Below are 26960 nucleotides of genomic sequence, written 5' to 3' on the forward strand. Positions count from 1 at the left end.
TTACGGGTTGAGGGTTAAAGGTTTATAGTTGTTTAACGACAATATCCAAAGGCCGGTTCCGGTAAGTGCAGCATTGACAAGCAAGAGTTCATAACCCACCTGGTAGCCCAAAACCTGTTTCATCACGGTTTCAAATACGAAGCAGATAACCGGTGCTGCAACGGCAACGTACGGTACCCATTTGTCGATGGGTTTCACCCGGGTATACAATCCGCAGAAATACAATCCGAGCAGCGGGCCGTAGGTGTATGAGGCCAGTTTGTAAATCGCAGTGATGATACTGTCGGAGCCGATGGCCTCTATCAGCAGGATAATAAGAACAAAAATAATACTTATAAACAGATGTACCCTGCGGCGTGTTGTAATGTTCTTGCGCTCCGTATCGGGATTTTCGGTCTTTTTCATTTCCAGGATATCCACGCAAAACGATGTTGTGAGCGCTGTCAGCGCTGAATCTGCACTTGAAAAGGCAGCCGCCACAATTCCCGTTATGAAAATTCCCAGCACCGCTTGCCCCAGGTGCTGGCTGGCAATGACCGGAAGAATATTGTCGGACACTTCGGGAAGCACAATTCCGTTTTGCTGCGCAAAAATAAGCAGCAAGACTCCCAGCGACAGGAACAACAGGTTGATCGGGGCAAAAGCAAGGCCGTAGGAGACCACATTTTTCTGGGCATCTTTCAAGTTCTTTATCGTCAGGTTCTTCTGCATCTGGTCCTGGTCTAGCCCCGTCATCACAATGGTAATGAACATCCCGCTGAAAAATTGTTTGAAAAAGTTTTGCGTGCTTGCCCAGTCGTCAAACACGAAAATACGGGCATGCGTACTCTCGCTTATAGCCCGAAAGGTGTCGCCCCAGCTGAAATCGAGTCGTGCCATCACCTGCCAGATGATCAACACCAGGGCCGTCAGGAAAAGCAAGGTCTGAACCCAATCCGTCCATATGATGGTTTTGATGCCGCTTTTATGGCTGTAGAGCCAGATAATGAGAATAATTCCGACAACCGTTACAACAAAGGGAACGCCCCAGGCATCGAAAACCAACGACTGAAGAATAAACGCTACCAGGTATAGCCGGGCGGCTGCACCCACTATTTTAGAAAGCAGGAAAAACCACGCCCCGGTTTTATAGGATCGCTGCCCGTAGCGCTGCTCGAGATAACCGTAGATGGTTGTCAGGTTTAGCCTGTAGTACAACGGTAAAAGCACGTAGGCAATGACCAGGTATCCGAAAAAGAATCCCAGTACCATCTGCATGTAGGTCATATCGAGGTTGCGGACCATTCCCGGAACGGATACAAACGTCACACCCGAAATCGATGTTCCGATCATCGCAAACGCCACGATGTACCATTTGGAGGATTTGTTGGCACGGAAAAACGCATCGTTGTCCGCCCCTTTCCGGCTGGTAAAGTAGGAAATGAACATCAGCAACAGAAAATAGGCGACTATGACAATAAGGATAAAGCTGCTTTGCATATTTTTAGAACAAAGAATAAAGAACAAGGACGAACTATACCTCTAAAAAGAAGTCGACAAGCTGCGGAAATGAATCGAATGTATACGCGTACCGGTCTGTTTTCCCAAATCCGTAAGTCACAAACACAAACGGTACACCAGCTTCTGCCGAAGCCTTGCTGTCGGAATCGGTATCACCGATATACAAAGGATTTTGCAGGTTGTTCCGTTCCTTGAGCAGTTTCATGTTAAACGACTTGGGTTTCAGGTTTTCTCCATGTTCCATATAATCGGTAAACAGGTGCGCCGTTCCGGTGTGCCTCATGAAATTCACCAGGCCTCCTTTCTCGCAGTTACTGAGCAGGAATAGCGGATATTTTTCCGACAGTTTTTCCAATCCCTCGTAGACACTTTCGTAGATATGCGGTTTCATATCGGGAACCAACAACTGGTACTGCCGTACAACTTCGTCAAACAATCCATCCTGAACCGACCGGGAGGCATCGGGAAGAATGGTGTCGAGCATGACACGCGCTTCTTTTCCCATCAGGCTCAGCAGATCTTCACGGGTTACCCGCAAACGATAACCTTTTGCCTCCAATGCCCTGTTCCAGACAATAGCATAAGAATCAACATTGTCCCAAAGGGTTCCATCCATATCAAAAATCAAACTGTCGGGTTTTGTCATACGGTGAATAAGTTGTTCGATCCCACCCTACCTGCCCGCCACAGCGGCAATAATTGCAAGTAAACGAGGGATACCTGTAGAATAACGACACCCCGTGGACCGGAAGCATTTTTTATTTGTAAGCTGCAAAAGTACTCAACAATGCCCGAAAGGGCAAATAAATGATTGGGAAAATGTCGGGGAAACAGTTTTTATCCTATTTTTGTACCAAATAGACGACATGGAAAAGAGCAGCGTTTGCGTCATAATCAATCCGGTATCGGGAACGGAGTCGAAGAAAAATATCCCCGAAGAAGTGGCATCCGCTTTCGACCAAACCCAATTCGACGTGGTTATCCGGATCACCGGCTATCCCGGTCATGCCACCGAGATTGCCAAACAGGCCGTGAAAAACAAATTTGCCTACGTATTGACTGCCGGGGGCGACGGCACGGTTAATGAAGTGGCAAAAGCCCTGGTGAACACCGATACCGTTCTGGGAATCATCCCTTTTGGGTCGGGTAACGGCCTGGCACGCGACCTGCGTATTTCTATGGATTCGGAAAAGGCCATACAAACCATACTCGACGGCAATGTACGAACCATTGATTATGGCTCTGCCAACGGGCATATTTTCTTTTGCACTTGCGGCGTCGGATTTGATGCGTTTATCAGCGACAAGTTTGCCGAAGAAAAAAAGCGCGGTCCCCTGGGTTACGTCCGTAACATTGTGGAAGGCGTTATCGAGTTCAGGTCGGAAGAATACGAAATCACGCACGACGGAGGAACGCTTAACGAACGGGCGTTTCTTCTTACCTGTGCCAATGCCTCCCAGTACGGGAACGAAGTGTACATTGCGCCCGGTGCCGACATGGAAGACGGAAAGATGAATGTATCCATACTGAAGCCGCTTAATCCCAATGAAATTCCACAAACCACGCTGCAACTTTTTACCCGGAACATCGATAAAAACAGCAAGATGATCTCGTTACTCACCAGCAGCCTCACTATTAAAAGAAAAAAATCAGGCGTACTGCACGTTGACGGAGAACCGGTAAGTACCGGAAAAGAGATTGAAGTGAAAATTTTCCACAAGGGATTGAAGGTTTTTGCCCCAAAGCAAGTGGAAGAAAAACCACCAAAAGAAAAGGAAAATATTTTCACTGCCATCACCCGTTGGATCAATGTATAAATTCAAGGCACAAGCAAAACGGGCACACTCATCTCGAGTACACCCGTTCTTCATTCATAACAAGTTATTAAAACAAAAATAAATTTCAAGCGCTATTCTGCAATTTGCGCCACAAAGCTTTCGGCATCGTGATACGCACCACTCATTACCTCCTCCACTACACCACCGATCTGCGAAGCAAACAAGGCCGAGTTCATGCGTGAAACATAGGTCTTCCCATCGGCTTTTTCGTGTACCGAAATGCGACAGGGCATCATGTTTCCGTAAATTCTCAACTCGTCGGCCGAAAGCATGCGGTAAGCATATTTCGGATTGCAAAGTTCTATGACTTTCACTGGAAGCACTTCGTAGCCGTTCTTTCTCATCGTCTCTTGCAGATCGTGGGTGTGCGTAACACGCCATCCTGCTTCAGCGATGATATTGTCGAGTCTTTCAACCGTCTCGTCGAAGGCATACCTGCTTTTACTTTCGAAAAACATTTTGTCCATGATCCTGAGCTTAATTTTTGAGTAAAACCTCGTCGATAGCCTGCTTAAAAGCATCTTTCGGTAATGCACCCTGCGCCATTTGCGGAGCTTCGTTCATCGGAACGAAAAGCAACGTCGGGATGCTGCGGATTCCAAAATCGGCAGCCAGTTCCTGTTCTGCTTCGGTATCTACTTTGTAGATGTAAATCTGTCCTTCGTATTCTGCAGCCAGTTGTTCCAGTATAGGGGCTACCATTTTACACGGACCACACCAATCGGCATAAAAATCAATAATAGCGGGTTTGTCACCCAGGTATTCCCATGCTTGGGGATTTTTCTCGTAGTTTGCCACTTTCGTTAGAAAATCAGCTTTCGTTAAATGAATTGTTTTAGCCATATTTGTTTTGTTTAAATTAGTTTCCTGCAGGGTTATCGCCGCCTGCGGCGATGATGTTGACTTGCCGTTGTTGTTGCTGCACGCAACAAAGATAAACGATGCCACAAGTGCGGCGATAATAAGTTTAATTTTCATGTTGTTTTTTGTAGATAATTTTTTTATTTACCGTTCTTTATCTCTTTTCTTTTACCTTCTTCTTTCTTAAAAATATCAAAAATCAGCAGTCCCAAAACGGCACCGTAAATTGTCATCCTCCACGGATTTGAAGTGATGGGACAACTGCCCGTGCCGCAACCGACGAAGTAGTAATACAAGTAGCCTCCGATAGCGCCTACAATGACTCCCGCAACTTTCAATCCGTGTCTTGTAAAAAAATCCTTCATGTTCAATTCTTGTCAATTACAATCTATGATGCAGCTCAACAATTGGATTACCCGACTGTTTCTGATGGAATAAAAACAATTTTTTCCGCTTCTGCGGCAGTTTAATATACCTTTTGCGCGCATGTCGGTCAGGTGATACGAAAGCAGGGATTGTTCACAATCAATTGCCTCCAGCAACTCAGATACCGATTTTTCCTTTTCGTTGGACAACAAGGTAATCACACTTAACCTGATTTCATTTGCCAGGGCTTTCAGTATGTACGCAGCCTCCTCGAATTGCGCTTTATCCACCTTTTGTTCCTTTATCTCCAGCATGCTAAATTCCATCGTTTTTCCATCAAATCAATATATGAACATATATTCATATATTTTTGTTCAAAAGTACACCATTTTTTTTGATTGACCAATTAAAAACTAAAAATTTTTACTTCTTTTTTGCAGTTTACTCCCAACGAAATTGAACGTTACTTTACTTTGAAGAAATAGGAAAGCTTCGCCTCAATGATGCGGTGAGCGGAACGGTTAAAAAAGAAATTCTCTTGTGTCTTCCTGTTTTCAAAAACATCGCCCAACCCGAAATAATATCGGCCTTCGAGCTCCACATTACCTGCTCCGGTTTTCAGTTCCATTCCAACACCCCCGACAAGACCATAATCAAAACTCCGGGGTTCCAAAACATATTGCATGCCTATTTGTTCATCGGGATTTTCTTCTCTTCTGGCGGCCACATCGGCAGACAAAGCCTCGTTCATGTTTTCAGAGCTTCCCAACAAAAAACCAAGTTGTGGTCCCGCATTGATAATAAACCGGACACTTCTTCCAAAATAAACGTGCGTCATGAAAGGAACTTCCAGGTAGTGCAACGTTTTATCGTATGCAAATCCGTTTTCGGGGGGAAAATCCTCTGTCCATCCTCGTTGGGCATAATTCAATTCGAGCAATAACCCCAGGTTTTTTTCCGAAATGTATTTTGCCGAAATACCGCCGTGAATACCAAGATGGGATTTCTGTAAAACAGCTGGAACAAAATCAACAGTCGTCATAAGTGCTCCTCCCCCTACCCCGACATAAAGTTCTTTCCCAAAATCATTTTTTTGTGCAAAAACCTGCACGGAGAAAAGTAAAAACAATAGGATCCCAGGCAACAAACGTTTCATTTATCGGCTTTTATTGATTTTATTTACAGCATTTCCTGCATCGTAATGGATAAGATACAATCCGGTATTGATGAATCCGCCCCAGTTATTGACCCGGTCAAATTTGAAAGCAAACTGAAGTGAATTCGACGGTATCCGGTTTATTCGTTGTTCAAAGTTGGTTCCGAAACGGTAAACGGCATTCAGGAAAAACATTCCGGTATCGTATCCGAACAAACCGTATTTGGGATAGGTATTGATCAGGTCACGGCCGTACCACTGTTTAAAGTTTTCCACGAATTGCCGCGTCTCCACATCCTGTTCATCTACATAGAACGATGTGTAGAAATAGGTTCCGTACTCGTGTAACGATTTCTTGACTTCTGTGTTGTAAGTCTGCCATTCCGGATATCCGAACAATCGCGTGATAATTCCCTGTCGGGCTTGACGCACTTTCTCAAGGGCATCAAAAATTTCGCGAAGTGACCCGGAATCTCCGGTAGTAGGAACGACTACATTTTCTCCGTTGGTCTGAAGCAACGGTAGCATGTCCGTTGAGAGGTTTGAGGTAAGTGAAAGTTCCTGGTAGCGGACGTTTTTCCGTTTCAAATCGGCTTTCAGGGTAGAAATAAAATCAGCCTTATCGGATCGTCCGGGAGCATTCACGATAACTACGTTTGCATTCCTGAATGTTTCCATAAACACTCCGGATGCCTTGGAATAAAAGTAGGACTGGGGCGAGTTTACCTGAAAGATGTGGTTGTTGTTCTGAACCTCACTGTTTTTGGAAGAAAACGGAATGATGTACTTGATGTTGTGTTTTTTAGAAAAATCGGAAATGATCCTAATCTGGTCATCCGTCATGCCCCCGATCAACAGATGCAGTGATTCCATCTCCAGGGTCCCCAGCAAACTTTCGAGTTTTGCCCTGCTACCGATCTCAAAAATATACACCTCGATGTTGGCTCCTTCTTTTTTCATTTTTTCCACAGCCAACAGAAATCCTTCGTAATATTCCTGCAACCGCAAATGTTGCCCTCCGGATTTATCCAGAAAAGGAAGGAGAAGACCCACCCTGATCACGTCTGTCCTTTGCGCTTCATTGCTCAGGCTGAGTAGGCGGTTCGCCTCAATTTCTCTCGTGCGGACATTTTCATCCAACCGGGTAACTTTTACGGGGACGATCAACTCCATGTTTGTTTTTAATCCTGCAACAAGTATGGGATTTGCTTTTTCAATTAATTCAACCGGAACGTCGTAAGCCTGTGAAATAGAATAGAGTGTTTCTCCCCTTTTTACTTTATGAGTTATGTTTTGCGTCTGTTGTTCGTACGGAATAAAATCGGCCTGCATCTGAAAAAAAGGAATCCGGATGGTTTTTCCAATTTGGAAAGTTTCTACGGACAAGCCGGTATTGGCGGCGACCAGGTCCTCGGGTTTTAACGAATAGGTTCTGGATACCGAATAGAGCGTCTCTTTCGGAAGAATAGTATGATAGCGGTAGTTCTCGTGGGTCGAGGAAAGCGATCTCTGCTGCGGCACAACAATAACCTGCCCTTCGGTAATATTTTCTGTCAGGCCTGAATTATAACGAATAATTTCGTCAACACTCGTGTTATACATCTGTGCAATACCGTACAGGGTTTCTCCCCTGGCTATGGTATGGCGGAAAGTGTGGTTTTGGTCAAGAGGGAGTTGCTGACGGGTTTGAGTTAGCGGAGCGTCCTCCCGAACCGGTATCAGCAGTTCCTGGCCGTTTTTCAACCCTGATCCGGCTGTCGGATTATGCTTCAGGATTTCGTTTACCGTGACGTTGAAAGTCCGCGAAATGGCCATCAATCCTTCGCCCGATTTAACTTTGTACTTATAAAAGGATTGCCCGTTTGTAGTGATTTTTTCATATGCCGGTGTTTGGGCAGCACTAACCGCTGTGAATAGAACAGCCAGGAGGAAGAACAACAATATTTTTCTCGTTCCGAGTGAAGTATGCATTCCGTTTATTTTAAATATTCCAATAAAAACTAGAAAGGGCAAAAATACAAATAATAATTATTTATGAGACTTCGCTTGTGTTAATTAAAGTGATAACAACTTTGTCAGCGATTCTGTTCTTGAGGATTGGCTTTTCCTTCGTCACGGTATTGCCGGTAGAGTTTACTGAATTTTTCCCATTTCCGGTGCGACTCATACTTCCTGATGATTTCCTGTGATTTCCTGTACAGTTTTTCTGCCTCTTCCAATTTTAATTGATTGGTTTTTTCTATGGATTTATTGGTAAGGGAAGCCGCTTTCTTTGCATCGGAATCCACACCGCCACAAGAAACCGCAAGCATAAGGACTACAGGCAGAATAAGCATTGAAAAAAAATGTTGTATTCTATTCATTGATTTTTATTCTAGAGTTCTTTTAAAAGGGAAGTTCTTCTTTTCCGTTTTCAGTCATGAAATCGGTTGAAGTCATCTCGGGAACAGCCTCTGCTCCCTTGATCGTTTGCCTTGAATTCATTCTTGAAGTACGCTCTATGTAATTGGCTTTATTCCGGCTGGTGTTGTGATCATCCAGGTTCTCGAACCGGGCATACTCGTTATCAAAACGCATGGTCGCAATACCTGTCGGCCCATTCCGGTGTTTTGCCACAATTATTTCTGCCATGCCGATAAGCGAGTTACCGCTTTCGTCTTCCGTGATCCGGTAGTATTCGGGCCGGTGAATAAAACAAACCAGGTCAGCGTCCTGTTCAATAGCCCCCGATTCGCGCAAGTCGGCAAGTTGTGGACGTTTTCCCTCGTTACCCTGACGACTTTCCACACCCCGATTCAATTGCGACAACGCAATGATGGGAATATTCAGTTCCTTAGCCAATCCTTTCAGCGACCGGGATATCATGCTCACCTCCTGTTCACGGCTGCCAAAACTCATCCCGCTGGCATTCATCAATTGCAAATAGTCAATGACCAGTATCTTCACATTATGCTCACGCACCAGCCTACGGGCCTTTGTCCTCAGTTCAAACACCGACAAACTGGGGGTATCGTCAATAAATATCGGTGCATCGTAAAGTTCCTTGATCTTTATATCCAGCCGGTCCCACTCGTCTTGCGTCAACCGACCGCTCTTGATGCTTTCGCCCTTTATCTGGCAAACGTTCACAATCAGGCGGTTTACCAGTTGTACATTGGACATTTCAAGCGAGAAAAAACCCACAGGATGTTCAAAATTGATGGCAATATTCTTTGCCATGGAAAGCACGAAAGCCGTTTTCCCCATGGCGGGGCGGGCGGCAATAATGATAAGGTCGGAATTTTGCCATCCCATGGTCAGCTTGTCCAGCTGGTTAAATCCGGTGGGGATACCGCTCATCCCGTCTTTTCGGTTTGCAGCGAGCTGAATAATCTTCATCGCTTCCTTGATAACGGGATTGATCTGAATAACATCTTTTTTAACGTTCCGCTGCGAAATCTCGAAAAGACGTCCTTCCGTTTCCTGCATCAAATCATCCACATCAATGGTTTCATCAAAAGCCTGCTGCGTGACCTCAGAAGAAAATGAAATCAATTCCCGGGCGAGGTACTTTTGGGCAATAATCCGAGAATGGTATTCGATGTGCGCTGCAGATGCCACCTTTTCAGACAACTCGGCAATATAGACTGCTCCCCCGGCCGATTGAAGTTCACCCCGCCGTTTTAATTCTTCCACCACAGTGAGGACATCCACCGGTTTTTGCTGAACTGCCAGGCCTTGGATGGCACCGAATATTATGTTGTGAACAGGATTGTAAAAACTTTCGGGTTTTAATATATCACTCACCACCGAATAAGCGTCTTTTTCAAGCATCAATGCTCCCAAAACAGCTTCTTCCAGTTCCGGTGCTTGTGGCGGCAATTTTCCGATTTCGGGTACAATGACAGTCTTTTCAATGATTTTTGTGTTTCTTTGTCGCTTCTGTTTTTCCATTTTGTTATAAAAGATCTTTTCCAAAAAGACTTCAAAGTTATCCCGTAAATTTTAAACATCCCAATTTTTGACGTTTTTATTATAATGAGTTTATCAACAAAGTGTGTTGAAAACTTTTTTATCACCTCATAGTATAGATTAAATCTATACGAAAAACATTTTTATACTATTTTTGTTATATAATAAAACTCATAAATATAAACATAAAAATATGAAAAATAAAAGCCTGCAAGAGTCTATCAGAGATAGAAGAACTTATTATCAATTGGGCAACGAGTCACCGGTTTCAGATGAAGAAATACAGAAAATCATCGAATACGTAGCCTATTGGGCCCCATCACCTTTCAATTCGCAATCGGCAAGAATGGTATTGCTTCTGGGCGAAAACCACAAAAAATTATGGGAACTCACCAAAGCTGAGTTAAAAAAGATAAGCCATTCGGAGGAGGCGTGGAAAAAAACCGAAGAAAAAGTGAACAGCTCTTTTCTCGCCGGATACGGTACGGTACTTTTTTTTGAAGACATGTCGGTGGTGAAAGGCTTGCAAGATAGTATGCCCTCATACAGCGAAAAATTTGCACAATGGAGCGAACATTCTACCGCTATAAGCCAAATATTGGTTTGGATGGCGTTGGAAAACGAAGGATTTGGCGCATCGCTGCAACATTATAACCCGCTTATCGACGAAGGCATCCAAAAGGAATGGGGCATTAGCCAAGACTGGAAACTTGTCGCGCAAATGCCTTTCGGAACTCCCTTGTCCGGACCGGGAGAAAAAACGCACGAACCGCTGGAAAAGCGGATATTGGTTTTTAAATGATTTTTCGTTGCCGGAAAACTTATACGAGGGTGTATCACAATGTGATTTCACCCTCATTTTTTATTAGGAAACCTATTTGAGAACAAATATCCAAATATTCACCTCTCAGGAGGTTGATGTTTATTTTATAAAAACCTCTTTTTTTCAAAAAAAAAATTTGCAGATCCACATATTGTTCGTACTTTTGCGAACAATAAACTGTTATGGCAAAGAAAAAAGACAATATAAAAGCTACGGATAAGCAAATTGCCTTGTTCGCTAAAGCGCTGGGACATCCTACCCGGGTGGCGATCATCCAGTTTTTGCTGTCGCAGGAGTCGTGTTATTTCGGCGATATCCACGATGTGTTTCCCAATGCCAAGGCTACCGTGTCGCAACACCTGAAAGAGTTGAAAAATGCCGGACTTATCCAAGGCGAAATTGAAGCGCCCAAAGTAAGGTACTGCATCAACAAAGAGAACTGGAAAATTGCCCGCAACCTGTTTGGAAACTTTTTCGCATCGGAAATCAAAAATAATTGCTAAAAATTTTTTACAAACAATGTTCGTTGTTTGACGAACTATAAACAATAAAATCAATTAAATAGACAAATGATGGAAATTAAAATTTTAGGAACCGGATGTCCGAGCTGTAAAGCGCTGTTTGAAACCACACAACAAGCAGTCTCAGAACTCGGTATTGAGGCAAAAGTGGTAAAGGAAGAAGACATGGTAAAAATTATGCAGTACAATGTGTTCTCCGTTCCAGCGGTTGTTATCGACGAAAAAGTGGTATCGTCAGGAAAAAAATTATCACTCGAACAAGTAAAAAATCTGTTGAAAAAGTAGCGCAATGAAACAGTTGATCTTTATCTGCCTTATCGGACTATTCACGATAAGTTGTAATCAAAATAAAAAAGCGGAACAAACCACCAATCAATCCACAGAGAAATTTGCTCCATCGGGCGACGTGGTGGAGGTAATTTATTTTCACGGCACACAGCGTTGTCCAACCTGTCAGGCCATCGAAGCAGGAACCAAAAGTCTGATCGAAAGCAGTTTCGCTGACGCCATTAACAGCAAAAAATTGATATTCAAAATAGTGGATATCTCCAAGCCGGAAAATAAGGCCATCGCCGACAGGTACGAAGTGGCGTGGTCATCGCTTTTTGTCAACGACTGGAAAAAAGATCAGGAATCAGTAAACAATCTCACAGAGTTTGCTTTTACCAATGCCCGCAACAATCCCGATGCCTTCAAAAGGGGATTAAGCGAAAAAATAAACGAATTTTTGGCCAATTAATCCTTATATGGAGCAGTTTCTTCAAAACTTACTCGAAAGCAGTAATATTCCGTTTATTACGGCATTCATTCTCGGGTTGCTTACCGCAATCAGTCCTTGTCCGCTAGCTACCAACATTACCGCTATTGGCTACATAAGTAAAGACATTGAAGATAAAAAAAGAATTTTCAGAAACGGGTTACTATACACATTGGGCAGAATAGTTTCATACACGGCATTAGGCATCATTCTGATTTTCATCCTCAAACAAGGTTCAAGCCTTTACGGAATTCAAAAGTTCATTGCGAAATTCGGCGGTGTCATTATCGGCCCACTATTAATTATTATCGGGCTGTTTATGTTGTACGGACACAAGCTGAATTTGCCCAAATTCGGGTTCAGTGGGAAAAACTCTGAAAAAATCAGAAAAAAAGGTGGTTGGGGTGCACTTTGGCTGGGTGTACTTTTCGCCTTGGCATTTTGTCCGACAAGCGGAATATTCTACTTCGGAATGCTTATACCGATGTCGGCAATGGAAGCAGGAGGATATTTTTTTCCAGTTGTATTTGCTATTGCAACGGCATTGCCTGTAATTATTGTGGCGTGGCTACTGGCTTTCAGTTTTGCCGAAGTTGGGCGGTTTTACAACAGCGTTCAGAAATTCGAAAAATGGTTTAGTAAAGCCATTGCCTTAATCTTTATCATTATAGGAATTTATTACACGTACAGCTTTTATTTTTAGAAAATGGAAATCAGAAAAGAATTTAAGATACTTGTCACTTTTGTTGTTGTGTTCTTGGCGATATATTTCTTGCCTATTCACAGCAACGTGTTCAACACGGCCATGGATGCCACTTTCGATTTATCGAAATGGTACGCCCGGGAGCACGTGGTACTTTGTTTGTTACCCGCTTTTTTAATAGCGGGAGTTATTTCGGTTTTTATCAGTCAAGGCTCCGTTATCAGATATTTTGGAGCAAAAGCAAAAAAATGGGTTGCCTATACGGTGGCTGCTGTTTCGGGAACTGTTCTGGCGGTTTGTTCCTGCACGATTTTACCCTTGTTTTCGAGTATTCATAAACGTGGTGCCGGATTAGGACCCGCTATCGCTTTTTTATATTCGGGTCCTGCCATTAACATTCTTGCTATAATTCTTACCGCCCGAATTTTAGGTTGGGAATTGGGAGCAGCACGCGTTATTGGAGCCGTTTCGTTCAGCATTATCATCGGGTTGATTATGGCGTTCATTTACCGAAAAGAGGAAAAAGTACGGGCCGATGAACAGATGAACATTATTCCTGAACCCGAAAAACGACCGTTGTGGCAAACATCTATTTTCTTTTTCACACTGGTACTGATTTTGGTTTTTGCCAATTGGGGAAAACCCACATCAGACGACACAAACAGCTTTTGGCATTTTATATGGGAAAACAAGTGGTACATTACCGGTGTTTTTAGTCTGGTACTGGCTACAGCCCTGATTTTCATTCTGAAAATGAAAACATGGAAAGTAGTTGCTGCCGTAGTGGTTACAGCCGTAAGTACATTTATTTTCAGGAATCCAGTCATTTCAATGGTAATAGGAATTGCTGCCGTCGCATTCCTTGGATTAACGGACAAATCGGACGACGAAGAAAACAAGAAGTGGATTCTTTCATCGTGGGAGTTTACGAAACAAATTGTTCCCTTATTGGCAATAGGCGTGGTCATTGCCGGATTTTTGCTGGGTTCCACGCACGATAATGTGGCTATTCCCGGAATAATTCCGAACGAATGGATTGCCTGGGCTGTGGGCGGAAACTCATTCAAATCGAATTTTCTTTCCTCCGTTGTGGGTGCGTTTATGTATTTTGCCACACTTACAGAAGTTCCAATTATTCAGGGATTAATCGCCTCGGGAATGGGGAAAGGTCCGGCATTGGCACTGTTACTTTCAGGGCCATCGATGTCTTTGCCAAATTTATTGGTTATCCGTGGAATTATTGGAACACAGAAAACAGTTGTCTATGCTGCGTTAGTCATTATTTTGTCAACCCTATCCGGATTAATTTTTGGAAGTTTATAATTAAGCAAAGCTAAAATCAAATTAAATATATGAATGTTAAAGATTTAAAAGAGGTTGTAAAGGAAAAATATGGTTCAATAGCCAAACAAAGCTTGTCAAATGATAAGATTAAATCATCCTGTTGCGGAACTTCGGGTTGTTGTGAGAAAATTGAATTCAGCATGATTGGAGATGACTACAACACCGTAGAAGGCTATAATCCCGATGCAGATTTGGGCTTGGGGTGCGGACTCCCTACTCAGTTTGCCAATCTGAAAACTGGCGACTGTGTGCTCGACTTGGGAAGCGGTGCCGGAAATGATTGCTTTGTAGCCCGCGCCATTGTGGGAGAAACAGGCAAAATCGTGGGTCTGGATTTCACGGACATGATGGTTGCCAAAGCTATTGAAAACAATCGGAAACTCGGATTCATGAATGTGGAATTTGTGCAAGGCGACATCGAAGAGATGCCTTTTTCTGACAACGATTTTGATGTGATTGTATCGAACTGCGTTCTAAATCTGGTGCCCAATAAGCACAAAGCATTTGCTGAAATGATTCGCGTACTGAAACCCGGAGGACATTTTTGTGTTTCCGATGTAGTGACCAAAGGTGAGTTGCCTGAAACCCTGCGCTCTGATGCAGAAATGTATGTAGGATGTGTTTCGGGTGCCATTACGCGGGATCAATATATCAATATCATCCATGACAACGGTTTTGAGAACGTAGCAATTCATAAGTTGAAGCCAATACCAATTCCCTATAAAGTTCTTTCGAAATATATGTCTGAGGAAGAAATCAACGATTTCAAAAAAGGAGAAACAGGAATTTTCAGCATTACCGTATCCGGCTACAAGTCGTTATAATTACATGAAAAATTTTGACAATGGAAGTCCTTATATATTCAAATTCACAGTTTAAAAGACATTAATAACATTTTAAAAATCAAATCAGTATGAAAATATTAATTCTTTGTACAGGGAACAGTTGCCGCAGTCAGATGGCTCACGGTTTCCTGCAATCGTTCAATCCGGATATCACGGTTTGTTCAGCAGGAACAGAGGCATCGGGGAAATTAAATCCCGGTGCGGTGAAAGCGATGGCGGAAGTGGGTATCGACATCAGCCACCACACATCCGACCCGGTAGGCAAATACCTCAACGATGCCTGGGATTATGTAATTACCGTTTGTGGCGGCGCTAACGAAGTGTGTCCGGCATTTACCGGAAAAGTAAAGAAAAGGCTGCATATCGGCTTTGACGATCCGAGCCACGCCGTCGGCACACCCGAATTTATAGAAAGCGAGTTTCGCCGTGTTCGCCATGAGATAAAAGAAGCATTCAGAAAACTCTACGATGAAGAAATCAAAGCTCAATTGTAAAGCATGAAAGCAAAACTAAAAATACTCGACCGCTACCTTACGCTCTGGATCTTTATGGCGATGCTCTCCGGAGTGTTATCGGGATGGCTGTTCCCCTCAATCGCCAGTTTTTGGGATTCGTTGTCCGTCGGAACAACCCATATCCCCATCGCCATCGGACTGATTATCATGATGTATCCACCTTTGGCAAAAGTAAAATACGAAGAACTGGGGGATGTTTTCAAAAACACCCGGATTTTAGGTTTATCGCTGGTCCAGAACTGGATCATCGGTCCCGTCCTGATGTTCTTTCTGGCCATTTTGTTTTTGCAGTTCAATGTCGATTATATGTACGGTCTTATCCTCATCGGGTTGGCCCGATGCATTGCCATGGTGATCGTATGGAACGACCTGGCTCACGGTGACCGTCAGTATGCCGCCGGATTGGTAGCTTTCAACTCACTGTTCCAAATCCTTTTCTTTTCGTTGTACGCCTATTTTTTCATAGCCGTCCTGCCCGGATGGTTTGGGTTACCCACCAACGACTCGGTAGCCAACATAACGATGGCGGAAATTGCAAAAAGCGTCCTCATCTATTTGGGAATCCCCATGCTGGCAGGGTTTCTTACCCGCTATATCAGCCTTAAGGTAAAGGACGAGAACTGGTATAACCGGAAAATTGTTCCTAAAATCAGTCCGTTTACGCTTATCGCATTGTTATTCACTATTTTTGTCATGTTTTCACTGAAAGGCGAGTACATCGTAAAACTGCCGCTGGATGTGGTCCGTATTGCCATTCCCCTGATACTGTACTTCGTGATCATGTTTGTGGTTTCTTTCTACATGAGCAAGAGAGCGGGAGCAAATTACGAGCAGTCCACCACCCTTTCGTTCACGGCAGCAAGCAATAATTTTGAACTGGCTATTGCGGTGGCCATTGCTGTATTCGGCATCCATTCGGGTGAAGCTTTTGCTGCGGTTATAGGCCCTTTAGTGGAAGTTCCGGTAATGATTGCATTGGTCAACGTAGCCTTTTGGTTCAAAAAGAGATGGTTCGGGAGTTTATAACTCATTTTTTCGATTTATAACCCCGCTATCCGTAAGATGTTTATTCAACTTTTACTATCTTTGTGCGTTAAACCGTAAAACCACCGGATAATGAATCTTAAAAGAACAATTATTTCGTTATTTTTTCTCTTTGTGTTATCTCAGGCATTTCCACAACATGTTATCAGCTGGAAGTTCAGTCTGCAAGACAAAGGAAACGGCGAAATTGAGCTGGTCGCTGATGCAACCATCCAACAAGGCTGGCACATGTACGACTCAAAAATTCCCGATAATGGGCCCTATCCTACCTCGTTGAGTTTCGATGAAATAAAAGGGGCGGAAGCCGTAGGTGATTTTAATGCCACAGGCAAACAGGCAACAGTCAAGTACGACCCTGTTTTTCAGATGAATATCGGCACCTTTGACAACTCTGCCAGGTTCATTCAACGCATAAAAGTTACCGACAAAGGTAGCTTCCTCATCACAGGCGATGTACGCGCTCAGGCTTGCGATGATAAGAGCTGCACTCCCCCGCTGCCCAATGAATTTTCTTTTACCTCGGCGGATCTGCCTAAAACGTTTACCGCAACTGCATCAACCGCAGTATCCGAGACAGAGGCTCCCGGCACCGCAGTTATCCCTGTCGGAAACCTTTCGCAGGACTCTTCACAGATTTCAGCACCGGCGACAGCACCAGTCACTGTTGACAAAGAGTTGCTCTGGACACCCGTTACCGAAGAATTGAACGCGTTCGGCACACAACACGACGGCAGCTCATCGCTTTGGAGCATTTTCCTGAAAGGGTTGCTGTGGGGTTTTGCCGCACTGCTTACCCCCTGCGTTTGGCCGATGATTCCCATCACCGTAAGCTTCTTTCTGAACAGAAACAAAAAGGTCCGGAGAAAAGCCGTTGCAGACGCAACCCTCTACGGAGCTTCCATCATCTTCATATACGTGGCGTTAGGCCTTATTATCACCGCCATTTTCGGAGCAAGCGCACTTAACAACATAGCAACGAGCGCTGTGTTCAATCTCATTTTCTTTGCATTACTGCTCGTTTTCGCCATGTCTTTCCTGGGAGCGTTTGAACTGGTGCTTCCTGCATCGTGGACCAACAAGATGGACAGCAAAGTGGACAGCACCTCCGGCCTGATAAGCCTCTTTTTCATGGCTTTCACGCTGGCGTTGGTTTCTTTCTCATGTACTGGACCGATCATCGGATGGTTGCTTGTAGAGGCTGCCACACAAGGAAGTTACCTGGCCCCCGCTATAGGAATGCTTGGCTTTGCCATTGCTTTAGCCATACCGTTCACGTTGTTCGCTGTTTTCCCGTCGTGGCTGAAAACGCTTCCGAAATCGGGAAGCTGGCTCAATTCCGTGAAGGTAGTGCTCGGATTCATTGTGTTGGCTGTTTCAATGAAATTCTTGTCGGTAGCCGATCTGTCAAACGGATGGGGAATTCTCAACCGCGACATATTCCTGGTTCTGTGGATCGTGATCTTCGCCATCCTGGGATTTTACCTGCTGGGAAAACTGAAATTCCACGGCGACAGCGATGTTCCTCACGTGACTATTCCCCGGCTGTTCCTATCCGTCTTTTCGTTTGCTTTCGCCCTATACCTTGTTCCGGGATTGTGGGGTGCACCCCTTAAGCCCATCAGTTCTATCCTGCCTCCGCTATCCACACAAGATTTTAAATTGAACGAAGTCTCGCTCAACACAGTTTATACCGACTATGAGACCGGCATGGCTGTCGCTGCACAAACCGGAAAACCCGCGTTAGTCAGCTTCGGGGGACACGGATGCGTGAACTGCCACAAAATGGATGCTACGGTTTTAGTGGATGAACGGGTAAAGGGACTGATCGACAACGAATTCGTGTACATCACACTGATGGTGGACGAAAGAGCCAAATTGCCCGAAACGATCGAAGTGGAAGAAAACGGGAGGAAAACCAAATTGAAAACCGTTGGTGACAAATGGAGTTACCTGCAACGGCACAAATTTGCCGCACAATCGCAACCCTACTACGTCATTCTGGACCATTCCGGAAAGCCGGTTGCTCCGGCACACGCTTTCGATGAAAACATTGTCAATTATGTAAATTTCCTCGAAACAGGACTGAGAAATTTCAAGAAATAAATCCATGAACACCCGGCAACAAAAACTGGAAGCATTCGGACGACTGCTCGACATAATGGACGAACTGCGTGAAAAATGCCCGTGGGACAATGTGCAAACCAACGAAAGTCTGCGGGCCAACACCATAGAAGAAACGTATGAACTCGCTGAGGCCATCATCAACAACAGCGACCTGGAAATAAAAAAAGAACTCGGAGACTTGTTGCTGCACGTAGTGTTTTATGCCAAAATCGGCGAAGAGAAACAAGCTTTTGATATTGCCGATGTTTGCCACGCTATCTGTGACAAGCTCATCTTTCGCCATCCGCACGTGTTTGGAGACTTACACGCTGACTCGGCCAGTTTTGTCGAGAAATCGTGGGAACAAATCAAGCTTAAGGAAAAGGGTGGAAACGGCACTGTGCTGGAAGGTGTTCCCCCTTCCCTGCCCTCACTCGTAAAAGCGTACCGCATCCAGGATAAAGCCCGGAATTCAGGTTTCGATTGGAATAAGCGTCACGATGTGTGGGACAAAGTAAAGGAAGAGATCGGTGAATTGGAAACCGAGATTGAGAATCTGGACAAAGAGAGGACCGAACAAGAATTCGGCGATGTACTTTTCAGCCTTATTAATGCAGCCAGGCTCTACCGGGTTAATCCCGACAACGCGCTGGAACGGACCAACCAAAAATTTATTTACCGTTTCAATTACATGGAACAGAAAGTAAAGGAACAGGGGCGTTCACTGAAAGAGATGACGCTGGACGAAATGGAACAAATCTGGCAGGAAGCGAAACGGGTATGAAGAATCTCCTCTGTCCCCAATGCAAAATCCGGCGGTTCTACGTTCTGAACGCGGTAGGCGAACGGTTAGTGGTAACCGTTACCGAAGATAAAGAAATACATCCCATCCACGAAGCCGAATCACTGGACGGATTCGACACTTCCCTGTTGTACTGTTTGGGCTGTTCGTGGAAAGGAACGGTCAATATGCTTACGGATAAGTTCTAGGCCTCACTTCCCTACCCTCCACCGGGTAAGGATATTTTTTCTTTTGGCAAAGATGCCGTTCTGTTTTGTACGCACATCCTCAATCACGTAAAAGATATTGGCATCAAAACCGGTAAGCGTATCTTCAAGGGCTTTCATTTGATTACGATCGATAACGGTTTCAATTATATCCACTTCATTGGTCGACCCTTTACCGTGCGTCATCGTTGCCCCGAAATTCATCTTGTTCAGGACCTGCACCAGCTCCATACCGTTTTTCTGCGTGTAAATACGGCACAGTATAATGCCGTAGGCAATCCGTTGCTCGAGAAGAATACCTATATAATTTCCCGAAGCGTATCCGGCGGCATACGACAGGTAAGCCACCAGGTCATTGGCACGGGTAAGTATCTGCGATATGATAACCACCCAGATAAACACTTCGAAAAAACCGATGGCAGGAGCTATGTATTTTTCACCTTTCGATACAAAAATGATGCGTAACGTACCCAGCGACACATCAAAAATCCGCCCGAAAAATATCATAACCGGCAAAAGCCAGGGATAAACATCCAGAAAGTCAAACATATTCAATTTATAATTTTATGATTTTATTGTTTCGAATTTATAATCTTCCAAAATATATTGTTATTTAACGATAGTCCTCAAATAGGAAACAAAGCCTGCAAGATCTTCCTCCGTAGTATCCCACGAACAGACAAGGCGTCTTTCGTTCTGCTCCACATCCCAGTCGTAAAAGAAATAGCGCTCACGAAGCTGAGTTGTTTCTTCTTCCGAAAGAGTAAAAAATACGGCATTCGATTGAACTTCCTGCGTCAGCTTAACTCCGGCCTTTCGCATCCCGGCTGCCAGCTTTTGTGCCGCAGCATTCGAATTTTGTGCGTTTTCCAGCCAGATACCCTCGTTGAAGTAGGGAATAAACTGTGCCGATATAAACCTCATTTTGGAATACAACTGGGAAGCCTGCTTGCGGTAATACCTTATGTTTTCTGCCAGTTCTTTGCGTAAGGGAACAAGTACTTCGCCTACCATTAGTCCGTTTTTCGTCCCTCCAAAAGTAAAGATATCCACTCCGCAATCCACCGTCATCTCTTTCACTGAAACATTGAGAAAAGCACAGGCATTGGCCATACGAGTCCCATCAACAAAAAGGTACATACCGTGTTCGTGTGCGAGATCGGCAAGCAGCTTTATTTCCCGGGGCGTATAGGCTGTTCCCATCTCGGTTGTTTGCGAGATAGCGATTACCTTCGGCTGGGAATGATGTTCCACACCAAATCCGTGCAATAACGGACGAACCATCTCGGGAGTAAGTTTTCCGTCGGACGTTACAATTTCCTTCAACGCACAACCGGTGAATTTGGTGGGAGCACCACACTCGTCCACTGCAATATGGGCGGTTGAGGCGCAAATGATGTGATGAAAGGGCAACGTACAGGCTTGCAAAGCAGTAATGTTTGCTCCGGTACCGTTAAAAACAAAAAGGGGTTCAATATCCTCTTTTCCAATCAGTCGTTTCACTGCTTTCTCCGCTTCCCGTGTCCAGTCATCATCACCGTAACCAATTGTATGATTTCTGTTGGCATCAATTATCGCCTGCAACATCAGCGGATGGACACCCGAATTATTATCGCTTCCGAAACTTCGCATAAATTTTTATTGTAAATGAAACACAAAGGTACAAAACATTGCAAAGTTAACCCCTATTTATTTGTCCCATTATTGGCTTTCATCTACTTTTTCACCGGTACCGGCATCTTTTCCGTATCCGTTTTTGCAGAACTCATCCGTAAGGGATTGGATACATCCTCAAAAATTTCCAGACCGAAATAGGAGACAGCCGCCGTTACGTGATCGAAAATATCCGACATGATGTTCTCATATTCCGTCCAGCTGGTAGTCGCCGTAAAAAGATAAAGTTCCAGCGGTAGTCCCTGGGCAGTAGGAGCTAGCTGACGTACCAAAAGCAAGAGTTCCTGATGTACCTGGGGATGGTTTTTCAGATACAACTCCACGTATTTTCTGAAAAGGCCCATGTTGGTAAAATTCCGACCGTTCAGGGGAAGGCTTCTGTCAGCACCCGTTGCGTTGTTGAACGAATCGATAATTTGTTTTCGCTCATCGATATAGCCTGAAAGAAGTTGTATTTTTCTGAAATGTTCCAACTCCTCCTCGTTTACATAATGGATGGTGGATTGTTTTATGTTTATGGCTCTCTTGATACGCCGCCCACCCGCTTCAGTCATCCCACGCCAGTTTTGAAAAGCCTCCGTAACCAGGGAGTATGGAGGAATGGTGGTGATGGTTTTATCGAAATTCAGGATCTTAACGGTCGTAAGGTTTATTTTGATGACATCACCGTCCACGCCGTACTTGGGCATGGTTATCCAGTCACCGATGCGGACCATGTCGTTGGAAGACACCTGGATACTCGCCACAAGGCCCAGAATGGTATCCTTAAAAATCAACAGTAATATGGCTGATGCCGCACCCAGGCCAGCCAGGATAGTGGTTGGGGTTTTTCCGATAAAAAGAGATATAATGACGATGGCACCAATGGCGTAGACAAATATCCGGATGAGTTGTCCGAAACTTTCCACCGGTTTATCCTTAAAGTTGTCTTTTGTTTTAAGGGTGTCTGTGAACGCATTAATAACCGACACGCTCAACCACATGAAATAAAAGACAAAAAACACGTCGAACACTTTGAGCGAAAGCCTCATCGCAACAGGAAAATCGTTAAAGATAATTGGAATAGCTCCTTTGATTATGCTGATGGGGATGATCATCGCCAAGTACTTCGGGAACTTGTTGTTTATCAAGTGGCGGCTGATGGTCAGACGGTTTATTTTTACGGCTTTGTTGAGAATAACCGTAATAAGCTTGCGCAACATCGTTTGCATCACATACACGAGTACAACGAGAATGACAGACAGGAAGATAGAGTTGATAATCCCAATGTAGGTGTCCGGGACGCCTGCCCCGTGAAGAAAATCCTTCGACCAGCCGCTGATCAGGTTCGTTACTTGCTGCGAAAAACTCTCTACCCTGTCACTGGCTACGTTGTCTTTCAATTGTTCCATTTCGTCTTGTATCATAACGCTCTTTTAGTCTTTCCGTTTCTGAAATACAAAGGTAAACATTATTGGTATAGACAACCCTTTAAAACTCTAAATGAAGCTTAAGAAACTGTTTTGTATTTTCATCTCTTCAAAACAACCCGCTACTGTGTGCACACTGAAAATCCAAATCCATCCTAAAATAGGCCTGAAACAGGGCGTGAAAAATTCAAAACAGTTTCTTAAATACCTATGAAAAACAGGTTGTATTTAATGAAATAAACGTATATTTGTGTCCTCAGAAAAGGAGAACAGGCGTCGAATAACAGCGGGATGCAACATAACATCCTTAGGTTGACCAACAACTTCAAATCTGATGTAATTAATCTAAAAAAAGGAAAAATGGGAAAAGTATTGATTATCGGTGCAGGCGGCGTAGGTACTGTTGTTGCCAATAAAGTAGCTCAAAACAGCCGGATTTTCACGGATATTATGCTGGCAAGCCGCACAAAAAGCAAGTGTGATGCCATTGCTGAAGATGTTAAACGGAGAACGGGTGTTACCATCAAAACGGCTAAAGTAGATGCCGATAGCGTACCCGAACTGGTAACGCTCTTCAACGAATTCAAACCGGAGCTGGTCATTAATGTAGCGCTGCCCTACCAGGATCTAACCATCATGGATGCCTGTTTAGCATGTGGAGTAAACTATTTAGACACAGCTAACTACGAACCCAAGGATGTAGCCAAATTCGAATATAAATGGCAGTGGGCCTATCGGGACAAGTTCCGTGAGGCAGGGCTGACAGCCATCCTGGGTTGCGGATTTGATCCGGGCGTAACCAGCATTTTCACGGCGTATGCCGCGAAGCATCATTTCGATGAGATACATTACCTGGATATTGTAGACTGTAATGCGGGCGACCACGGCAAAGCCTTTGCTACCAACTTCAACCCCGAGATCAACATACGCGAAGTTACCCAGAAAGGGAAATACTGGGAAAACGGGAAATGGGTAGAGACCGAACCGCACGAGATCCATCAACCGCTCAACTATCCCAACATAGGCCCAAAAGAGTCGTACGTCATTTATCACGAAGAGCTGGAATCGCTTGTGAAAAATTTTCCAACCCTCAAGCGCGCACGTTTCTGGATGACCTTTGGACAAGAATACCTCACGCACTTACGCGTAATTCAAAATATCGGAATGGCACGCATCGACGAGGTGGAATATAACGGGCAGAAGATTGTACCCATCCAGTTCCTCAAAGCCGTTCTGCCCGATCCGGGCGAACTGGGAGAAAACTACACGGGCGAAACATCTATCGGGTGCCGTATCCGCGGAATTAAAGACGGAAAAGAGCGGACATACTATATCTACAACAATTGCAGCCATCAGGCCGCTTACGAGGAAACAGGAGCACAGGGTGTAAGTTATACCACGGGAGTTCCGGCAACCATAGGCGCGATGATGTTTATGCAGGGGCTATGGAAAAAACCGGGCGTGTTTAACGTGGAAGAATTTAATCCCGACCCGTTCATGGAACAGCTCAACAAGCAAGGCCTCCCCTGGCACGAATTGTTTGATGTGGATCTGGAAGTTTGATGTAAATCCTCACGTCATATGAAAGCCAAAAGTTTAGTAAATATCAGCGACTACGGCAAAGAAGATATCCTCCGGATACTGAAAGCAGCTACAGCGTTCAAAGCCAATCCCAACCGCGATTTATTGCAGGGAAAGGTATGCGCTACATTGTTTTTTGAGCCTTCCACGCGTACACGCTTAAGTTTCGAGACGGCCGTGAACCGGCTCAGGGGAAGAATTGTCGGATTTTCCGATGCAGCCACCAGTAGCTCCACCAAAGGGGAATCACTGAAAGATACCATCATGATGGTGGGCAACTACGCCGACCTCATTATCATGCGGCACCACCTGGAAGGATCGGCGCGCTATGCATCTGAAGTCTCTCCGGTACCGATCATCAACGCCGGTGATGGTTCCAACCAGCATCCCACGCAAACTTTGCTCGATTTATTCACCATCTACGAGACTCAAGGGACGATGGAGAACCTCACCATTACCATCGTGGGAGATCTGAAATACGGCCGTGCCGTACACTCACTCATTCAGGGATTATCCCATTTTCATCCATCGTTCAACTTTGTGGCGCCGGAGGAATTAAAAATTCCCGAGAAGTACAAAGTGTTTTGCGACAACCTGAATATCCCCTACAGGGAATATACAGAATTTTCATCCGAAGCCATTGCTTCCGCAGATATTCTTTACATGACCCGGGTTCAGCGCGAACGTTTTACCGACCTGATGGAATACGAAAAGGTAAAGAACATCTATGTTCTTCACAATGAAATGTTGAACAACTCCAGGGATAACCTGAAGGTACTCCATCCGCTTCCGCGTGTGAAAGAAATCAATCAGGATGTGGATGAGAATCCAAAAGCCTATTATTTTCAACAGGCTGAAAACGGCGTTTATACCCGTCAGGCTGTCATCTGTGATTTGCTGGATATCCGTCTGGATTGAATAAGGTAGATTATCATAACAAACGTACAAGATGGGAAAAGAATTACAAGTAGCGGCACTGGAGAACGGAACGGCAATCGACCATATTCCGACCCGGGAGTTATTCAAGGTGGTTGCCTTGCTCCAGTTACAAAAGCTGGATAACCGGATCACTATCGGGAATAACTTAAAAAGTAGCAAGATGGGTGCAAAGGGAATCATCAAGGTCTCCAACAAATTCTTCAAGGAAGACGAGATAAACCGCATTGCACTGGTTGCCCCCAACGTCAACCTGAACATTATCCGGGATTACGAAGTGATTGAAAAGAAAAAAGTGACACTCCCCGATGAAATTATCGAAATTGTAAAATGCAATAACCCGAAATGCATCACCAATAACGAACCAATGAAAACCCGCTTCGAAGTGGTGGACAAAGAAAATGTGGTGTTGCAGTGCCACTATTGCGAATTGAAAATCAAGAAAGAAGAAATCGTCTTAAAGTAGTTGTCGGGTAACACGAATACAAATGAAACAGAACTGGAAGCCGGGAACACTGATCTATCCCCTTCCCGCGGCAATGATATCGTGCGGAAGCCATCCCGACGAGTACAACATAATCACCGTCAGTTGGCTGGGAACCCTTTGCACCAATCCGCCGATGTGTTATATTTCCATTCGTCCCGAACGGCATTCGTACGAAATCATCAAGCGAAACATGGAGTTTGTTATCAACCTCACCACCGAAGAACTGGCTCAGGCCACCGACTGGTGTGGGGTACGCTCGGGGAAGGATTACAATAAGTTCCACGAAACGGGATTAACACCTGCAAAAGCAGTAGCGGTAAACGCTCCCGTCATCGAAGAATCCCCGCTCTGCATCGAGTGCCGCGTAAAGGAAATTATCACGCTCGGATCGCACGACATGTTTATCGCCGATGTGGTAAACGTGCAGGCGGATGACAAGTATTTTGATGCCGAAACCGGAAAATTCGATATGCAAAACGCCAGGCTCCTCGCCTACTCGCACGGCAATTATTACGGACTGGGTGAACATATTGGAAAATTCGGATGGAGTGTGAAGAAAAAAAAATGATAAGAGTTAAATAAACCATATGCCCGTAAATTTACCCGATAAACTCCCAGCCATAGAGATCCTGAGCAAGGAACATATTTTCGTGATGAGCGACCTGCGTGCCTCCACGCAGGATATCCGTCCGTTGAAGATACTCATCCTCAACCTGATGCCGCTTAAGATCACTACCGAAACCGATTTAATAAGGCTGCTATCCAACTCTCCCCTGCAACTGGAAATTGAGTTTCTGGGATTGAAATCCCATACGCCTAAAAATACACCCATCGAGCATTTGCAGACGTTTTACAAAACGTTTCCTAAAGTAAAAGAAAGCTATTACGACGGCTTTATCGTTACCGGCGCACCCGTGGAATTATTGCCGTTCGAAGGAGTGCGGTATTGGCAGGAGCTGACCGGGATCTTCGATTGGGCCCGTACGCATGTGACCTCCACGTATTACATCTGCTGGGCAGGACAAGCGGCGATGTATCATTTTTATGGCATCCGGAAATATCCACTGGACAAGAAAATTTTTGGAGTGTTTCCACATACCGTCAACGATAAAGCGTTCCCGCTTTTCCGCGGATTCGACGACGAGTTTTTTGCTCCACACAGCCGCCACACGACGGTTTCTGCCGAGGAGATTTCCCAACACCCCGAACTGACCATCCTCTCACAGTCTGAAGAAGCAGGAGTATACATCGTGGCCTCCCGCGGTGGACGTGAGTTCTACGTCACCGGGCATTCTGAATATTCACCCCTCACGCTACACAACGAATATACGCGTGATATGCAAAAGGGATTGGACTCGGTGGAACTCCCCAAAAACTATTACAAGGATAACGACCCACAAAAACAACCGGTTGTCTTGTGGAGAAGCCACGCAAACCTTTTGTTTATAAACTGGCTCAATTACTTTGTATATCAGGCAACTCCATTTGATTTGAAAAAGATAAAAGAGTTAGGGGATTTAACCTGATCCCGCTTGGAT

At 44.6% G+C, this 26960-nt stretch carries 31 protein-coding genes; 18 read left to right on the forward strand and 13 right to left on the reverse strand.

Annotation, left to right across the window (positions count from 1 at the left end):
• Together KCV26_14625 and KCV26_14630 are read right to left on the reverse strand one after the other, a co-directional pair.
• Nucleotides 1-1479: a sodium:solute symporter gene (locus KCV26_14625; protein WZX36512.1), complete on the reverse strand. Its 1479-nt coding sequence runs from the start codon at nt 1477-1479 to the stop codon at nt 1-3.
• 34 nt (nt 1480-1513) lie between these two features.
• Nucleotides 1514-2146, reverse strand: a complete 633-nt coding sequence (locus KCV26_14630; GenBank protein WZX36513.1) for an HAD family hydrolase — start codon at nt 2144-2146, stop codon at nt 1514-1516.
• A gap of 220 nt (nt 2147-2366) precedes the next feature.
• Here KCV26_14630 and KCV26_14635 point away from each other — a divergent pair, with 220 nt between their 5' ends.
• A complete protein-coding gene (locus KCV26_14635; protein WZX36514.1) occupies nt 2367-3317 on the forward strand; it encodes a diacylglycerol kinase family lipid kinase in 951 nt (316 codons plus the stop codon).
• 92 nt (nt 3318-3409) lie between these two features.
• Here KCV26_14635 and KCV26_14640 read toward each other — a convergent pair whose 3' ends face one another.
• From KCV26_14640 to dnaB, 8 genes are all read right to left on the reverse strand, one after another.
• Nucleotides 3410-3808, reverse strand: coding sequence for a DUF302 domain-containing protein (locus KCV26_14640; protein ID WZX38405.1), 399 nt, complete (start codon nt 3806-3808; stop codon nt 3410-3412).
• A gap of 7 nt (nt 3809-3815) precedes the next feature.
• Complete coding sequence (trxA, locus tag KCV26_14645) at nt 3816-4316, reverse strand: thioredoxin (GenBank protein WZX36515.1); 501 nt, start codon at nt 4314-4316, stop codon at nt 3816-3818.
• Between the two features lie 23 nt (nt 4317-4339).
• Complete coding sequence (locus KCV26_14650; GenBank protein ID WZX36516.1) at nt 4340-4564, reverse strand: hypothetical protein; 225 nt, start codon at nt 4562-4564, stop codon at nt 4340-4342.
• A gap of 12 nt (nt 4565-4576) precedes the next feature.
• Nucleotides 4577-4891 carry a helix-turn-helix transcriptional regulator gene (locus KCV26_14655; protein WZX36517.1) on the reverse strand — a complete coding sequence of 105 codons (315 nt, stop codon included), beginning with the start codon at nt 4889-4891 and terminating at the stop codon, nt 4577-4579.
• Nucleotides 4892-5028: 137 nt separating this feature from the next.
• The gene (locus tag KCV26_14660) at nt 5029-5721 is read right to left on the reverse strand and encodes a PorT family protein (GenBank protein WZX36518.1); all 693 of its coding nucleotides are present in this window, start codon (nt 5719-5721) and stop codon (nt 5029-5031) included.
• Nucleotides 5722-7692 carry a LysM peptidoglycan-binding domain-containing protein gene (locus KCV26_14665; protein ID WZX36519.1) on the reverse strand — a complete coding sequence of 657 codons (1971 nt, stop codon included), beginning with the start codon at nt 7690-7692 and terminating at the stop codon, nt 5722-5724.
• A 104-nt stretch (nt 7693-7796) separates the two neighbouring features.
• Complete coding sequence (locus tag KCV26_14670) at nt 7797-8084, reverse strand: hypothetical protein (GenBank protein ID WZX36520.1); 288 nt, start codon at nt 8082-8084, stop codon at nt 7797-7799.
• Nucleotides 8085-8106: 22 nt separating this feature from the next.
• Nucleotides 8107-9654: a replicative DNA helicase gene (gene dnaB / locus KCV26_14675; GenBank protein ID WZX36521.1), complete on the reverse strand. Its 1548-nt coding sequence runs from the start codon at nt 9652-9654 to the stop codon at nt 8107-8109.
• Nucleotides 9655-9865: 211 nt separating this feature from the next.
• Between dnaB and KCV26_14680 the strand changes: the two genes are divergently transcribed.
• The 12 genes from KCV26_14680 to KCV26_14735 all read left to right on the forward strand — a co-directional run bounded on the left by KCV26_14680 (nt 9866) and on the right by KCV26_14735 (nt 19317).
• The gene (locus tag KCV26_14680; GenBank protein WZX36522.1) at nt 9866-10474 is read left to right on the forward strand and encodes a nitroreductase family protein; all 609 of its coding nucleotides are present in this window, start codon (nt 9866-9868) and stop codon (nt 10472-10474) included.
• Between the two features lie 203 nt (nt 10475-10677).
• Nucleotides 10678-10998: a winged helix-turn-helix transcriptional regulator gene (locus KCV26_14685; GenBank protein WZX36523.1), complete on the forward strand. Its 321-nt coding sequence runs from the start codon at nt 10678-10680 to the stop codon at nt 10996-10998.
• A gap of 69 nt (nt 10999-11067) precedes the next feature.
• Nucleotides 11068-11301, forward strand: coding sequence for a thioredoxin family protein (locus tag KCV26_14690; GenBank protein WZX38406.1), 234 nt, complete (start codon nt 11068-11070; stop codon nt 11299-11301).
• Nucleotides 11302-11305: 4 nt separating this feature from the next.
• Complete coding sequence (locus tag KCV26_14695) at nt 11306-11755, forward strand: thioredoxin (GenBank protein WZX36524.1); 450 nt, start codon at nt 11306-11308, stop codon at nt 11753-11755.
• A gap of 7 nt (nt 11756-11762) precedes the next feature.
• Complete coding sequence (locus KCV26_14700; protein ID WZX36525.1) at nt 11763-12476, forward strand: sulfite exporter TauE/SafE family protein; 714 nt, start codon at nt 11763-11765, stop codon at nt 12474-12476.
• Nucleotides 12477-12479: 3 nt separating this feature from the next.
• Nucleotides 12480-13799, forward strand: a complete 1320-nt coding sequence (locus KCV26_14705; protein WZX36526.1) for a permease — start codon at nt 12480-12482, stop codon at nt 13797-13799.
• 29 nt (nt 13800-13828) lie between these two features.
• Nucleotides 13829-14644 carry an arsenite methyltransferase gene (arsM, locus tag KCV26_14710; protein ID WZX36527.1) on the forward strand — a complete coding sequence of 272 codons (816 nt, stop codon included), beginning with the start codon at nt 13829-13831 and terminating at the stop codon, nt 14642-14644.
• 89 nt (nt 14645-14733) lie between these two features.
• On the forward strand, nt 14734-15159 hold the full coding sequence (locus tag KCV26_14715) for an arsenate reductase ArsC (GenBank protein WZX36528.1): 426 nt from the start codon (nt 14734-14736) through the stop codon (nt 15157-15159).
• Nucleotides 15160-15162: 3 nt separating this feature from the next.
• Entirely contained in the window at nt 15163-16206 is a 1044-nt protein-coding gene (gene arsB, locus KCV26_14720) for an ACR3 family arsenite efflux transporter (protein ID WZX36529.1), read from the forward strand.
• Between the two features lie 90 nt (nt 16207-16296).
• Nucleotides 16297-18327 (forward strand): thioredoxin family protein, encoded by a 2031-nt coding sequence (locus KCV26_14725; GenBank protein ID WZX36530.1) that lies wholly within the window; start codon nt 16297-16299, stop codon nt 18325-18327.
• A gap of 4 nt (nt 18328-18331) precedes the next feature.
• Nucleotides 18332-19111: a nucleoside triphosphate pyrophosphohydrolase gene (gene mazG, locus KCV26_14730; protein WZX36531.1), complete on the forward strand. Its 780-nt coding sequence runs from the start codon at nt 18332-18334 to the stop codon at nt 19109-19111.
• Entirely contained in the window at nt 19108-19317 is a 210-nt protein-coding gene (locus KCV26_14735; GenBank protein ID WZX36532.1) for a hypothetical protein, read from the forward strand. The genes mazG and KCV26_14735 overlap by 4 nt, the downstream gene beginning before the upstream one ends.
• A gap of 3 nt (nt 19318-19320) precedes the next feature.
• Here the strand turns inward: KCV26_14735 and KCV26_14740 are convergent, their stop codons facing one another.
• From KCV26_14740 to KCV26_14750, 3 genes are all read right to left on the reverse strand, one after another.
• Nucleotides 19321-19884, reverse strand: a complete 564-nt coding sequence (locus KCV26_14740) for a DUF2179 domain-containing protein (protein WZX36533.1) — start codon at nt 19882-19884, stop codon at nt 19321-19323.
• 60 nt (nt 19885-19944) lie between these two features.
• Complete coding sequence (locus tag KCV26_14745) at nt 19945-20967, reverse strand: aminotransferase class V-fold PLP-dependent enzyme (protein ID WZX36534.1); 1023 nt, start codon at nt 20965-20967, stop codon at nt 19945-19947.
• 83 nt (nt 20968-21050) lie between these two features.
• Complete coding sequence (locus tag KCV26_14750) at nt 21051-22400, reverse strand: mechanosensitive ion channel (protein WZX38407.1); 1350 nt, start codon at nt 22398-22400, stop codon at nt 21051-21053.
• 378 nt (nt 22401-22778) lie between these two features.
• On the opposite strand from KCV26_14750, the gene KCV26_14755 reads away from it, so the two are divergent.
• The 5 genes from KCV26_14755 to metA are packed head-to-tail and all read left to right on the forward strand — an operon-like array spanning nt 22779 to nt 26948.
• Nucleotides 22779-23981, forward strand: a complete 1203-nt coding sequence (locus KCV26_14755) for a saccharopine dehydrogenase family protein (GenBank protein ID WZX36535.1) — start codon at nt 22779-22781, stop codon at nt 23979-23981.
• Between the two features lie 18 nt (nt 23982-23999).
• Nucleotides 24000-24917, forward strand: coding sequence for an aspartate carbamoyltransferase (gene pyrB / locus KCV26_14760; protein WZX36536.1), 918 nt, complete (start codon nt 24000-24002; stop codon nt 24915-24917).
• Between the two features lie 31 nt (nt 24918-24948).
• Nucleotides 24949-25401 (forward strand): aspartate carbamoyltransferase regulatory subunit, encoded by a 453-nt coding sequence (locus KCV26_14765; protein ID WZX36537.1) that lies wholly within the window; start codon nt 24949-24951, stop codon nt 25399-25401.
• Nucleotides 25402-25423: 22 nt separating this feature from the next.
• Entirely contained in the window at nt 25424-25990 is a 567-nt protein-coding gene (locus KCV26_14770) for a flavin reductase family protein (GenBank protein WZX36538.1), read from the forward strand.
• Between the two features lie 19 nt (nt 25991-26009).
• Nucleotides 26010-26948 carry a homoserine O-succinyltransferase gene (gene metA / locus KCV26_14775; GenBank protein ID WZX36539.1) on the forward strand — a complete coding sequence of 313 codons (939 nt, stop codon included), beginning with the start codon at nt 26010-26012 and terminating at the stop codon, nt 26946-26948.
• Nucleotides 26949-26960: the final 12 nt, after the last annotated feature.

Source organism: Petrimonas sulfuriphila (assembly GCA_038561985.1).
GTDB classification, from domain to species: Bacteria; Bacteroidota; Bacteroidia; order Bacteroidales; family Dysgonomonadaceae; genus Petrimonas; species Petrimonas sulfuriphila.